The sequence below is a fragment of the Acinetobacter sp. CIP-A165 genome (assembly GCF_000367985.1).
GTDB lineage: Bacteria > Pseudomonadota > Gammaproteobacteria > Pseudomonadales > Moraxellaceae > Acinetobacter.
The window spans coordinates 1,162,429-1,175,478 of the sequence record NZ_KB849202.1 but is presented as its reverse complement, the minus strand read 5'-3'; the positions used below and the strand labels follow the sequence as shown (position 1 = coordinate 1,175,478).

The window sequence follows — 13,050 nt, the reverse complement described above, 5'->3', positions numbered from 1 at the left end:
GGTTTAATCAAAAAGGCGAAACTATGCGTAATGCAATCACCATACAAAAAGAATTTAATGCACCTATTTCTGAGGTTTTTGACTTGTTGTCAAAACACGCGACTTATAATAAAGCGTTTGCACCGTTACAAGTGGTGCGAGTAAAAGACTCTGCCGATCCTGAACGTCCAGATGGTATTGGTTCAATTCGTCGTATGGGTTTTGGTCCAATTAAACCACTGCAAGAAGAAATCACGTTGTTGGAAGAAAACCAGCGCATTGAATACAAGTTAATCAATAATCCGTTGGTTAAGCACCATTTAGGGCAAATTGATTTCAAAGAAATCACCCCCTATATCACTTTGGTAACCTATAAGATTGAATTTACAGCAAAAGCACCTTTTGTAAGCAAATTAGTTCTTGCACAACTCAAAGCAGCGATTACACTAGGTTTTTCAAAATTAGCGAAATCAGTTGCTGCATAAGAGATGGGAATGACAGTTCATATTATTACGATTGATGGTCCAAGTGGATCTGGTAAAGGGACTTTGGCTGCAAAAATTGCTGCTCATTATCATTATAATTTATTAGATTCTGGCGCACTTTATCGTCTACTTGGGCTGTCATTGTTTCAACAAGGCTTGCTCGACCAATTAGATGTAAAATTAGAACAATGTATTGATTGTGCAATAAATTTAGATATTGAGTTCAAAACGACGGATACAGCTACACTCACCTTATTGGATGGGATTGATGTCACCAATACCATCAGGACTGAGCAGGTTGGCGAGTATGCGTCTAAAGTTGCAGTTGTTCCTGAATTGCGTAAAGCATTATTTGAGCGCCAGCGTGCATTTATCCAAACGCCTGGCTTGGTTGCCGATGGTCGTGATATGGCGACATCGATCTTTCCAGAAGCTCAAGCTAAAATTTATTTGACGGCATCGGCTGAGTCTCGTGCAGAGCGCCGTGTAAAACAGTTGCAGGGCATGGGGCTTGATGCTAAAATAAGCGACATTTTATCTAACATACAGGCTAGGGATAAAAGAGATATGGAGCGTACAGTTGCTCCTCTTAGACCCGCTGACGATGCGTATGTCATTGATAGTTCTATAATAGGTATCAATGAAGTATTTCAGTTGATGGTTGACTATATCAATAGCCGTATAAAATAGATACACAATTTTTTATCAGTTGAAGCATTGCTTGATCAGATTTTTTGGACAATGTAACAACTTAACTAAACCGGCCTTGTCTGATCCAAGACCGCGGACTTTATCAGGTATATCATGACCGAATCTTTTGCAGCCCTCTTTGAAGAAAGTGAATTAAACCTCAACGTTGAAAAGGGTGCAGTCATCCAAGGTACTGTTGTTAGTATCGATTCTGACTGGGTAACTGTTGACACTGGCCTTAAATCTGAAGGCGTTGTTGATCGTGCTGAATTTTTAAATGAACAACGTGAACTTGAAGTTCAAGTTGGTGATACTGTTGACGTAGTGGTTGAAGCACTTGACAACGGTATGGGTCAAACTGTTTTATCACGTGAAAAAGCAAAACGTGCTGAAACTTGGACTAAGCTTGAGAAAATCTTTGAAGACGGCGAAATCGTTACTGGTGTTATCTCTGGTAAGGTTAAAGGCGGTTTCACTGTTGACATCGGTCCTGTTCGTGCATTCTTACCGGGTTCTTTAGTTGATACGCGTCCTATCCGTGACACTACTCACCTTGAAGGTAAAGAGTTAGAGTTCAAAGTAATCAAACTTGATGCTAAACGTAACAACGTTGTTGTATCTCGTCGTGCAGTTATGGAAGCTGAATCTTCAGCTGACCGTGAAGCATTACTTGCTCAGCTTGAAGAAGGTCAAACAGTTACAGGTACAATCAAGAACCTTACTGATTACGGCGCATTCGTTGATCTTGGCGGTATTGATGGTCTTCTTCATATCACAGATATGGCTTGGAAACGTATCAAACACCCTTCAGAAGTTGTTGAAGTTGGTCAAGAAGTTACAGTTAAAGTACTTAAGTTTGACCGCGAGCGTAACCGCGTATCTTTAGGCCTTAAGCAATTAGGCGAAGATCCATGGTTAGCGATCATGAACCGTTACCCTAAAGGTTCTATCGTTAAAGCGCGTGTAACTAACTTAACTGATTACGGTTGTTTCGCTGAAATCGCTGAAGGCGTTGAAGGCTTAGTACACGTTTCAGAAATGGACCACACAAACAAAAACATCCACCCATCTAAAGTTGTTCAGATCGGTGATGAAGTTGATGTTATGGTTCTTGAAGTTGATGAAGAACGTCGTCGTATTTCATTGGGTATCAAACAAACTCGTGCTAACCCATGGGAAGAGTTTGCTAAAGCAAATGAAAAAGGCGAAAAAGTTTCTGGTACGATCAAGTCAATCACTGATTTCGGTATCTTCATCGGTTTATCTGGTGGAATCGACGGTTTAGTACACTTGTCTGATATTTCTTGGAACGAACAAGGCGAAGATGCGATTCGTCGTTACAAGAAAGGCGACACAGTTGAAGCAGTTATCTTATCTGTAGATGCTGAAGGTAACCGTATCAGCCTTGGTATCAAGCAATTAAACAGCGACCCATTCAATGACTTCTTAGCTGCGAATGAACGTGGTGCTTTAGTTAAAGGTACTGTAACTGCAGTTGATGCTAAAGGCGCAACAGTTAAACTTGCTGATGACATCGAAGCGACTCTTAAAGCATCTGAAATCAACCGCGATCGCGTTGAAGATGCGACTAAGTTCCTAGAAGTTGGTCAAGAAGTTGAAGCGAAGATCATCAACGTTGATCGTAAGTCTCGCTCTATCAATTTGTCTATCAAAGCGAAAGACGAAGCTGAAGAGAAAGAAGCTGTGAACACTGTTCGTCAAGCTGCTGCAACTCAAACTGCAGAAAGCAATGGTCCTAAAACCATTGGTGACTTAATTAAAGCTCAAATGAAGTAATTTGTTAAAAGGTACGTTTCTTGTAACAGATACGTACTTTTTTATACAAAAATACTGTAAACGGTAGCGTAGTATTGATGTACTACGCTACCGTTTTGTATTTAAACAGGTTATTATTAAAAAACTGAGAAGTAGCAATAATTAAAGAGGTCATCAATGACTACTGAAGCACTTAATAAATCTGATTTAATTGAACGGATTGCACTTAAAAACCCACACTTGGCTGAACCATTAGTGGAAGATGCTGTAAAGATTATGATCGATCAAATGATTGAAGCACTTTCAACGGGTGATCGTATCGAGATTCGTGGTTTTGGTAGCTTTGCTTTACATCACCGTGAGCCACGTTTAGGTCGAAATCCTAAAACTGGTAAATCTGTTGATGTTGCGGCAAAAGCTGTTCCTCATTTTAAACCAGGTAAAGCACTTCGTGATGCAGTAAACGAAACCGCTGATTAAGAGTTGAGGTGTTTATGCGTTATGTATTAATTGCATTGCTCGTTGTTATTTTTGGTTATTCGCTTGCTTTAGTGCTTCAAAACCCAACAGAGCTGCCAGTAGATTTATTATTTACTCAAGTTCCTGCCATGCGTTTAGGTCTTTTGCTTTTATTGACTTTAGCATTGGGTGTTGTGGTTGGATTATTGCTAGGAGTACAGGTTTTTCGCGTTTTTCAAACGAGTTGGGAAATCAAGCGATTACGTAAAGATATTGACCATCTTCGCAAAGAGCAAATTCAACTTGCTCAGCAAGCTGCAGCAGAAGTTGCAGCCAGTGTGAGACATGAGAAAACGGTGATGGATATTAATCCAGAAAGCCAACCTCGTAATCCGCTATAATTTAAGATATTTCAAGTGCTTTAAAATCCAGCGATTTTACAGCAAAAAAAATAGCTCTTTATTTGATTAAAGAGCTATTTTTTTACTTTAAGGAAAGCCAAGATATCTTCATGTGGAACGTTTCTGCCGAGCAGATGTCGCTAAATCTATATTATCTGAACTGAGAGATAGCTGAAAGGTATCGTGGTGAGAAAGCTTTTTTCATTATGGATGCTTTCTTACTTTGTTCATTTTATTAATCATCTTATAATGAACTGATTTTTATGTGATGGAACTAGATTCGTGAGTATTATTGTTGCCTTAGACGCAAAAAGCCAATTTGACGCTTTAACTATTGTAGATCAGCTTGATCCGTCACTTTGTCGTGTAAAAGTGGGCAAAGAGCTTTTTACTCGTGAAGGTCCATCTATAGTTAAAAACCTACAAGATAAAGGTTTTGATGTTTTCCTTGATCTAAAATTTCATGATATTCCGAATACAACAGCTCAAGCCGTTTGTGCCGCTGCTGATTTAGGTGTCTGGATGGTCAATGTCCATGCATCTGGTGGCCGTAAGATGATGGAAACTTGTGTAGAGAGATTGCAGGCAGGAAATTATCAAACTCAATTGATTGCAGTGACTGTTTTAACCTCGATGGGACGTGAAGATTTACGTGATATTGGTTTGGATATTGAACCCGTTGAGCAGGTACAGCGTTTAGCAAAACTCACACAAGAAAGTGGTTTGGATGGAGTGGTATGTTCTGCACAAGAAGCAAAAATCTTACGTGAAATGCTAGGACAAGATTTTGCACTTGTAACGCCAGGTATCCGTCCTGAAGGTTCAAATGCCGATGATCAAAAACGTATCGTGACACCAAAACAAGCAATGCAAGATGGTTCTACGCATTTAGTTATTGGTCGTCCAATCACCAAAGCAGACAATCCAACCGAAATGTTAAAGTCGATTTTAGCTTCGATTTAAATCTATTCATGTATAGGCGAACTGTGTTCGCCTATCGAGTGATTGACGGATTAGCAAACTTCATCGCCATTATAATTTCAGATTTAGAAATAAGCTGATTAAGAGTGGTGCAAGTAACGAAAGAATTAATCCGCTCATCATTGCATGTGGTATGTAATGCGTACCACATGATTGTTTGACCATGGCGAGTGTGACATCCATCGAGGTTGCACCAGCGCTTGAAATTGCCGATCTTGGAAAACGCCAACCGAGACAATACATCAATATAATCGCAAAGATTTCTCTAAACAGATCAGTTAATAAGGCAATCCCACCGAGTTTGGCTGAGTGTAGTTCTGTGAATAAAATCCCAGACATTGAATACCAACCATAGCCTTGAGCCAAAGCCATCACTTCATTCAAGCTATAGTCATTGGATAAAATAAAATAGTTAAAAATAGAGGCTAAACACGAGCCAATGATGGCAGCAATTGGAACAAGCAAAATTTTCCAACTCAACCAACTGCGATCAAATTGTGTAAAGGCGAGCTCAATACCGATCAAGCAGATAAATATCAGTAATAAATACCAACTATTAAATGTGATTTGTAGATTAGAGATATTTACAAGGGTGCCAAGCAGAATTCCGACACCCAATGCTAAAAATGCTTTGGCGATATTTTTCAATGCATTGATGAATAGATGTAATGAAATTCTTCCTTGTACGCTTTGGCGATCAATGATTTTGTAGGTAATCAAACAAATGAAAAATGAGCCGATCGAGGTGGTAAATGCGATTAATACTGCAGGTGGTAAGATTGCAATAGGATTTGGAATATGGTTCAACGCTTGGCTGAGTTCAAATGCAACACTAATTAATAGAACATAAGAAAAATAAGGAAGGATTTGAAAAACAAATCGCTTAATTTTTTGTGATAAGTGGGGAGCTAAGAAATAGCCTAAGCTTATTGCAATAAAAATTTGGAAAATAAGGACGACAGATTGCATAAAAAAAGCAGGTCACGAATAACCTGCTTATTATGAAGAATTATTGATTAGGCTGCATTGTTTTTTACGTTTGCTGTAGTACTGATAAAATTATAATCAGCTACATTTACTTTACGGGTTTCTAACCAGAATCTCCAAGTATAAGTTGGCCATAACGAGAAGTTTTTACCGTCAGCCGCTTGGTACCAACTACTACAACCACCAGCTTGCCAGACCGTACCTTTGAGTTGTTCTTGGACACGTTCGTTAAATTGATCCTGTACGTCGTGTTTGACTTCAATTGCTTGGGTGCCTGTTTTATCAATAGTTTGGATCAACTGAAGAATGTAATTCACTTGTGATTCGATCATGAAAATCACAGAATTATGCCCAAGAATTGTATTCGGACCTAATAACTGGAACAGGTTAGGGAAGTTCTTGGTGCTGATACCATAGTAACTTTCTGCGCCATCTTTCCATGCTTGTTTGAGTTCAATCCTATTGCGTCCAACACAATTGAAATGCTTCAAATAGATGCGTGGATCAGTGATAAAACCTGTGCCGTAAATTAAGCAATCGATTTGACGTTCTTTACCATCTTTGGTCATGATGCCATTTTCTGTAATTTCTTGAACGCCATCGGTAATTAATTCAACATTTTTTCGATTGAACGTTGGGAAGTATTTATTTGAAATCAAAATACGTTTACAGCCCATCACAAAATCTGGAGTCAGTTTTTTCGCTAATGCTTTATCTTTGACTTGGAAGCGAATAAAGGCTTCTGCAAGTTTTTGACCATATTTCATGATCTGAGGCTGTACGATAGGCACAACACGAGACTCATTGGTCCAGTACAAACGACTACGGTGAATTTGACGATAGAGATTGGACGCTTTAAATAATGTTTTACTTAATTTTGAGTATTTACGTTCATCACGAGGAATCACCCAAGCGGCAGTACGTTGGAAGACATAAAGCTGCTTAACTTCGGGTGCGATTTCAGGAATATATTGAATCGCACTACCACCTGTACCAATCGAGGCAACGGATTTACCGCTTAGATCGTAACTGTGATCCCATTGAGAAGAGTGGAAAACTTTACCTTTAAATTTTTCTATGCCTTTGAGATGTGGAACTTGAGGGACATGGAGTGGACCTGAAGCAAAAATAACAAACTGCGCTTCAAGCGTAGGTTGGTCTTTAAATTCTACTGTCCAGATATTACGTTGTTCATCAAACTCGGCATGTGTAACTTCATGATTGAATTTACAATAATCTTTCAGTGTGTATTGTTCAGTAATATCTTGAATATAATCAAAGATTTCATCTGCCTCTGCATAGCGCTTCGACCAGTCTGTTTTGGGTGCAAATGACAGGGAATACATGTGTGATTGCACATCACAAGCAGCACCTGGATATTGGTTTTCACGCCATGTACCACCAACATCATTGGTTTTTTCTAAGATTACAAAATCCTTGATTTGGCTTTGTAATAGTCGAATTGCCATTGCTAAGCCACCAAAACCTGCACCAATAATTGCAACTTTAGTTTTTTGAATTGCATTCTGGTTTGCATTACGCATAGTCCACGCCCTATACCACTAAATTTTGTGTCAGTTTAAAGGTTTTGGTGAGATTAAATATGATTGTATAGACGTAAAACTTGATCATTTCGGCAATTCATTTATATGTGTTTTTATAGTAAAACATTAAATTTTTGAGAATTGTATTCAGAATTATGAAGAGATCTATCCTCGGATTGATGTATTTGATTCAAGGCATGCGCCATGTTGGTATTGATGTGGATGCACGTTTAGCAAATATGGGAATACAGGCTGATGCTTTAGATCCAAGTTCAATTATACCTGATGCAATTGAATGGGATATTTTGCAACATATTAGTCAGGATATTGCGCCAGAACAAGGTCTGTTCATTGGTCAGCATTATGCACTGGCTGGATACGGTCCTTTTCTCATGTTGATCGTTACCAGTGACACATTACATCATGCCTTGTTGAATGGCGTGCGTTTCCAACAATTAACCCATTTATTTGGTTCTTTACAGCTCGAAATTGACAATAAAGCGATTCATTTATTTTATCAACCTACTGATATAGATACCCATTTAGGGCAGTTTAGAGCGCAATGTGAAATCTCAGGAACCTATAAGTTCCTACAAGACATATTTAAGATGATGGGACTTGATACACCCAATATTCAGATCGAACTGCCTTTTCAAAGACCCGATGATGTGCAACTCACCGCTGCATATCAGCAATATTATGGTCAAGATGTCAAATTTGGGTGTAAACAAGCCGTATTTATTTTAGAAAATACGCAAATTTTGGATGTTAGTGTTCCTTCGGCTGATGCACTGACTTATAGAATGTATGAAGAAAAATGCCTACGTGACATAGAACTATTAGAGAAAGTTTCTGATTCAAAAGTAACGATCGTCGAATATGTTGAGGATTATCTAGAGTTGCAAAATGGAGTCATACCAACTATGACTGAAACAGCATATGCATTGAAAATTCCAGAGCGAACTTTAAGGCATCAATTGCAGCAAATGCAGACCAGCTATAAAGAAATTCGTGAAAGGCTGATAAAGCAAAAGGCAATAAGATTCATCGAAGGCAGCTCATATTCAATTGAACAAATTGCCGAAATGTTAGGTTATTCTGAGCCAGCGGCTTTCAATCATGCATTTAAAAGGTGGTTTGGACACAGTCCTCGCCAATATAATCGAAATCATTAAATGATTAAAAATGGTACATTATGATGTTTAAACCTGATGATAAATAAGCCTAAAATCTAATGTCTTTGAACTCAATGTTCGATATAATTTTCCTCAATTAAAATTGCAATAACACCTTATGTCAAATTCTAAACCAGACTCACATAGCACTGCGTATATTCCAACGTCACCTGCTGAGCGTTATGCTCAAGCAATTCAGTCAGGACAATTCATGCCTGATGAAGCTCAGGCTCAGGCAGTGCAAGAGTTAGATCGAGTATGGAAAGAGTTACTCACTCGCTATAAGGCTTCAAAAAAAGCATTTCGACGTTTCCGTCGTCAAACCTACCCTAAAGGTGTTTATATGTGGGGTGGTGTTGGTCGTGGAAAAACTTGGCTTATGGATCAATTTTATGAGTCAGTTCCATTTCGTCGCAAAATTCGAATGCATTTTCATCACTTTATGCAGCATGTACATAAAGAGTTAAATAAGCTTTCAGGTCAGCGTAATCCTCTAGATTCGGTTGCTGATCAAATTTATAAAAATGCTGTGGTGATATGCTTTGATGAGTTCTTTGTTTCGAATGTGACGGATGCAATGATCCTCAGTGATTTATTCCAAAAATTATTCGAGCGTGGCGTTACGCTGGTTGCAACTTCAAACATTGCGCCAGAAGGTTTATATAAAAATGGTATTCACCGAGATCGGTTCTTGCCTACGATTGAATTGGTACAGAAAAACTGTACAGTTTTGAATGTAGATGCAGGAATTGACTATCGTTTGCGGGTATTAAAACAGGCACAGTTGTTTAAGCACCCATTAGGTCATGATGTACAGTCTTGGATGTCAGAGCGTTTCCATGCTTTAACACAAACTCAGGTACAGTCAAACTCTCCGATCATGATTAATAATCGAGTAGTAGAGACTTTGGGACACACTGAAGATGTTTTGTGGTGTGAGTTTTCGGAACTCTGTTTTAAACCACGTAGTCCTGCTGATTTTATCGAGATTGCCAATATTTATAATACGGTATTGGTAAGTGGTGTGCCGCATTTGACTGATTTCTTGTCAGAGGGAACACGTCGTTTCATTTATTTAGTCGACGAATTCTATGATCGCGGTGTGAAGTTATTACTAACCTCAGAAGATTCAATTATTGAGCTTTATGAAGGGGATAGATTGGCATTTGAAATTGAGCGGACACGTTCAAGATTGTTAGAAATGCAATCGGATGAGTATCTAAATTCTGAGCATCGGCAAATTCAAATTGCAAAAACATCATAAATTTAAAAGGCATTCTTCGGAATGTCTTTTTTTATAAATTTAGATAGAGAAAGCTTTATTCTTGGTTAAATTTTGCTATAACTAGGTAGGTTTTAGAATTGAGTGTGTTGCAAACTGAAACAGTAAGGACGTTATATATTTTATTTTTCTGGTAAGGTGTAAATTGATATTTGTCAATACCTTCTGCTTGGAAAATGCTTACTATTTAGGAATGTGATATTACTATTCAGGCTAGTATAAATCGGTATACTAGGTTTCTTGTTATAAAAAGTTAGCACCATCAGGAAAGACAATGACTGCACGTATTCAAAAAGGCAAGCTAGCGATTGCTAAAGAACTTTACGATTTCATCGAAAATGAAGCTTTACCAGGTTCTGGTTTAGACAGTGAAACTTATTGGAAAAACTTCGAGCAAGTCGTTGTCGATCTTAGCCCAAAGAACAAAGCATTATTGGCTAAGCGTGAAGAGCTCCAAGCGAAGATTGACGAATGGCATCGCAACAATAAATTTGAACTAAATGCATATAAAGCGTTTTTGACTGAAATTGGTTACTTAGTACCTGAAGTTGCAGATTTCCAAGTTACAACTGAAAATGTAGATGAAGAAATTGCTTTATTGGCAGGTCCACAATTGGTTGTACCTGTACGTAACGCGCGTTATTGCTTGAACGCTGCCAATGCACGTTGGGGCTCTTTATACGATGCGCTTTATGGTACAGATGTAATTTCTGAAGAAGGCGGTGCGGAAAAAGGTAAGGGTTATAATCCAGTTCGTGGCGATAAGGTAATTGCATTTGCTAAGAACTTCTTAAATCAAACTTTCCCATTAGCGCAAGGTTCACATGCGGATGCGACCAAATATGCGATTGATCACAATCGTTTAGTCGTCACTTTGAAAGATGGTTCTACATCATCTTTAGAGCATGAGTCTCAGTTTGTTGGTTTTAATGGTGATGCTGCCAATCCAACAGAAATCGTTTTATTAAATAATGGCTTACACGTTATCATTGATATCGATGCAAATAGCCCAGTTGGTAAAACTGACGCTGCTGGTGTTAAGGATTTAACGCTTGAAGCTGCGATTACAACGATTCAAGATTTAGAAGATTCTGTTGCAGCCGTTGATGCAGAAGAGAAAGTTGAAGGCTACCGTAACTGGTTAGGTTTGATGAAAGGCGATCTGCAAGAATCAATCGAGAAAAATGGCAAAACCGTTACTCGTGCGCTGAACAAAGATCGTACCGTTCAAAACTTAATTGGTGGTACCACAACATTACATGGTCGTTCACTCATGCTACTTCGTAACGTTGGTCACTTGATGACAAACCCTGCGATCTTGGTTGAAGGTGAAGAAGTTTTTGAAGGTATTATGGATGCTTTAGTGACGCCATTACTTTCAATTGCAGATATCCGTGGTCAAAACGAGAACAAAAACTCTCGTAAAGGTTCGATGTATATCGTTAAACCAAAAATGCATGGTCCAGAAGAAGTTGCATTTGCAGTTGAGCTATTTGAGCGTGCAGAACAAGCACTTGGCTTACCAGCAAAAACACTCAAAATCGGGATCATGGATGAAGAGCGTCGTACCTCTGTAAACTTGAAAAACTGTATTGCTGCTGCTAAAGACCGTACAATTTTCATCAATACTGGCTTTATGGACCGTACAGGTGATGAAATTCACACCTCTATGGAAGCTGCGCCAATGGTGCGTAAAGAAGCTGTTAAAACACAAAAATGGATTGCATCTTACGAAAACCGTAACGTTGCGATTGGTTTAGTTTGTGGCTTACAAGGTAAAGCACAAATTGGTAAAGGCATGTGGCCAAAACCAGACAGCATGAAAGACATGTTAGCAACCAAGACTGCACATCCAAATGCAGGTGCAACTTGTGCATGGGTTCCTTCTCCAACAGGTGCTGTTTTGCATGCAATGCATTACCATCAAATCAATGTAAAAGCACGCCAAGATGAGTTAGCTGCAGAAGAAATGTTGACGCTTGATGACTTGTTGACACCTCCTTTTGCACCTGAAACAAATTGGACGGCTGAAGAGCTTAACAATGAACTTGAAAATAACTGTCAAGGTATTCTCGGTTATGTTGTTCGTTGGGTTGATCTCGGTGTGGGTTGTTCTAAAGTTCCAGATATCAACAACGTTGGTTTGATGGAAGACCGTGCAACATTACGTATTTCTTCTCAGCACGTTGCAAACTGGTTACGTCACGGTATCGTAACGCGTACGCAAGTTGAAGACGTACTGAAACGTATGGCTGTAATCGTTGATCAACAAAATGCAAATGATGCGCTATATACACCAATGGCACCAAACTTTGATGGTATCGCTTTCCAAGCGGCTTCAGACTTGATCTTCAAAGGCGCGGAGCAACCTTCAGGTTATACAGAGCCATTGTTACACGCAGCACGTTTAAAATTAAAAGGTTATACAGGTGATTAATTTCATCTAAATAAAGAGCCTCTCCGGAGGCTCTTTTTTATGCATATTACTTTGTAGAGGGGAATATAGGATTAACCAGAAGTACGGGATTGAAAATGTTGGTGAGATATTGAATGTGAAGTAATTGTTAAAAACACGAAACATAATACAAATGAAATATTTGCTATAATTCATTCTAATTTGATCATTCAGTCGAATCGTAACGATGTCTCATATTTTAAAATTGGATGCTTTAAAGCAAGCACAAGTTTCTACATCTCCATATCCATACTTTGTTGTGGAAAACTCGATAGTAGACGAAGAAGTAAAAGCCGTCATTCAAGATTTTCCAAAGATTGAACAAGGTGGAAGTTATAATATAGAAGATGTAGAGATCAAACCCAACTTTGATCGTTTTTTAAAATCATTAGATAGTAAAGCGTTCCGCCAAATTTTGACTGAAAAATTTGATGTAGATGTGATGGAACATCCAATGATGATTACGTTACGTGGTTATTCTCGTCAAAAAGATGGGCGTATTCATTCTGATTCTAAGACCAAGTTATTGACTATTTTGATTTATTTAAATGAATCGTGGGATGCACCTACGGGTCGTCTTCGTATTTTAAATGATGAAAAGAACATGGATGATTATGTCGAAGAAATTAATGCTGGTCCAGGCACGTTGGTTGCTTTTAAAGTGACTGATAATGGTTGGCATGGCTATGTCCCTTATGAAGGACAACGTCAATCGATCCAAATCAATTTTTTAACCAGTGATAAAGCCAATGCCAAACATCGTTTTGTACATGGTTTAAGTGCGAAATTGAAAAAGTTATTTAAATAAGGTTTGAACAAAGTGAGGAGGTGAGCAG

The 13,050-nt window shown here is 38.6% G+C and carries 12 protein-coding genes; 10 read left to right on the top strand and 2 right to left on the bottom strand.

Features of this window, described 5'->3' with window-relative positions; genetic code table 11:
* The first annotated feature begins 23 nt into the window (after positions 1-23).
* From F991_RS11045 to pyrF, 6 genes are all read left to right on the top strand, one after another.
* Positions 24-464: an SRPBCC family protein gene (locus F991_RS11045; RefSeq protein ID WP_004671377.1), complete on the top strand. Its 441-nt coding sequence runs from the start codon at positions 24-26 to the stop codon at positions 462-464.
* Between the two features lie 9 nt (positions 465-473).
* Positions 474-1,154, top strand: coding sequence for a (d)CMP kinase (gene cmk / locus F991_RS11040; RefSeq protein WP_004671376.1), 681 nt, complete (start codon positions 474-476; stop codon positions 1,152-1,154).
* Positions 1,155-1,268: 114 nt separating this feature from the next.
* The gene (gene rpsA, locus F991_RS11035) at positions 1,269-2,951 is read left to right on the top strand and encodes a 30S ribosomal protein S1 (protein ID WP_004671374.1); all 1,683 of its coding nucleotides are present in this window, start codon (positions 1,269-1,271) and stop codon (positions 2,949-2,951) included.
* Positions 2,952-3,107: 156 nt separating this feature from the next.
* Positions 3,108-3,410, top strand: a complete 303-nt coding sequence (locus F991_RS11030) for an integration host factor subunit beta (RefSeq protein WP_004671373.1) — start codon at positions 3,108-3,110, stop codon at positions 3,408-3,410.
* A 14-nt stretch (positions 3,411-3,424) separates the two neighbouring features.
* Complete coding sequence (locus F991_RS11025; RefSeq protein ID WP_004671371.1) at positions 3,425-3,790, top strand: lipopolysaccharide assembly protein LapA domain-containing protein; 366 nt, start codon at positions 3,425-3,427, stop codon at positions 3,788-3,790.
* Positions 3,791-4,072: 282 nt separating this feature from the next.
* Positions 4,073-4,753, top strand: a complete 681-nt coding sequence (gene pyrF, locus F991_RS11020) for an orotidine-5'-phosphate decarboxylase (protein ID WP_004671369.1) — start codon at positions 4,073-4,075, stop codon at positions 4,751-4,753.
* A gap of 69 nt (positions 4,754-4,822) precedes the next feature.
* On the opposite strand, the gene F991_RS11015 is transcribed toward pyrF, so the two are convergent.
* Complete coding sequence (locus F991_RS11015) at positions 4,823-5,740, bottom strand: LysO family transporter (protein ID WP_004671368.1); 918 nt, start codon at positions 5,738-5,740, stop codon at positions 4,823-4,825.
* Positions 5,741-5,787: 47 nt separating this feature from the next.
* Positions 5,788-7,302, bottom strand: a complete 1,515-nt coding sequence (locus tag F991_RS11010; protein WP_004671367.1) for a flavin-containing monooxygenase — start codon at positions 7,300-7,302, stop codon at positions 5,788-5,790.
* 155 nt (positions 7,303-7,457) lie between these two features.
* Here F991_RS11010 and F991_RS11005 point away from each other — a divergent pair, with 155 nt between their 5' ends.
* The 4 genes from F991_RS11005 to F991_RS10990 all read left to right on the top strand — a co-directional run bounded on the left by F991_RS11005 (position 7,458) and on the right by F991_RS10990 (position 13,022).
* Positions 7,458-8,477, top strand: a complete 1,020-nt coding sequence (locus F991_RS11005; protein ID WP_004671366.1) for an AraC family transcriptional regulator — start codon at positions 7,458-7,460, stop codon at positions 8,475-8,477.
* Positions 8,478-8,595: 118 nt separating this feature from the next.
* Positions 8,596-9,741 (top strand): cell division protein ZapE, encoded by a 1,146-nt coding sequence (gene zapE / locus F991_RS11000; protein ID WP_004671365.1) that lies wholly within the window; start codon positions 8,596-8,598, stop codon positions 9,739-9,741.
* A 292-nt stretch (positions 9,742-10,033) separates the two neighbouring features.
* Complete coding sequence (locus F991_RS10995; protein WP_004671364.1) at positions 10,034-12,196, top strand: malate synthase G; 2,163 nt, start codon at positions 10,034-10,036, stop codon at positions 12,194-12,196.
* 205 nt (positions 12,197-12,401) lie between these two features.
* Positions 12,402-13,022 carry a 2OG-Fe(II) oxygenase gene (locus tag F991_RS10990; RefSeq protein ID WP_004671363.1) on the top strand — a complete coding sequence of 207 codons (621 nt, stop codon included), beginning with the start codon at positions 12,402-12,404 and terminating at the stop codon, positions 13,020-13,022.
* Positions 13,023-13,050: the final 28 nt, after the last annotated feature.

Coding starts and splice junctions, on each gene's coding strand:
- F991_RS11045 (WP_004671377.1), top strand. CDS start 24: ATGCGTAATGCAATCACCATACAAAAAGAATTTAATGCACCTATTTCT.
- cmk (WP_004671376.1), top strand. CDS start 474: ATGACAGTTCATATTATTACGATTGATGGTCCAAGTGGATCTGGTAAA.
- rpsA (WP_004671374.1), top strand. CDS start 1,269: ATGACCGAATCTTTTGCAGCCCTCTTTGAAGAAAGTGAATTAAACCTC.
- F991_RS11030 (WP_004671373.1), top strand. CDS start 3,108: ATGACTACTGAAGCACTTAATAAATCTGATTTAATTGAACGGATTGCA.
- F991_RS11025 (WP_004671371.1), top strand. CDS start 3,425: ATGCGTTATGTATTAATTGCATTGCTCGTTGTTATTTTTGGTTATTCG.
- F991_RS11015 (WP_004671368.1), bottom strand. CDS start 5,740: ATGCAATCTGTCGTCCTTATTTTCCAAATTTTTATTGCAATAAGCTTA.
- F991_RS11010 (WP_004671367.1), bottom strand. CDS start 7,302: ATGCGTAATGCAAACCAGAATGCAATTCAAAAAACTAAAGTTGCAATT.
- F991_RS11005 (WP_004671366.1), top strand. CDS start 7,458: ATGAAGAGATCTATCCTCGGATTGATGTATTTGATTCAAGGCATGCGC.
- zapE (WP_004671365.1), top strand. CDS start 8,596: ATGTCAAATTCTAAACCAGACTCACATAGCACTGCGTATATTCCAACG.
- F991_RS10995 (WP_004671364.1), top strand. CDS start 10,034: ATGACTGCACGTATTCAAAAAGGCAAGCTAGCGATTGCTAAAGAACTT.
- F991_RS10990 (WP_004671363.1), top strand. CDS start 12,402: ATGTCTCATATTTTAAAATTGGATGCTTTAAAGCAAGCACAAGTTTCT.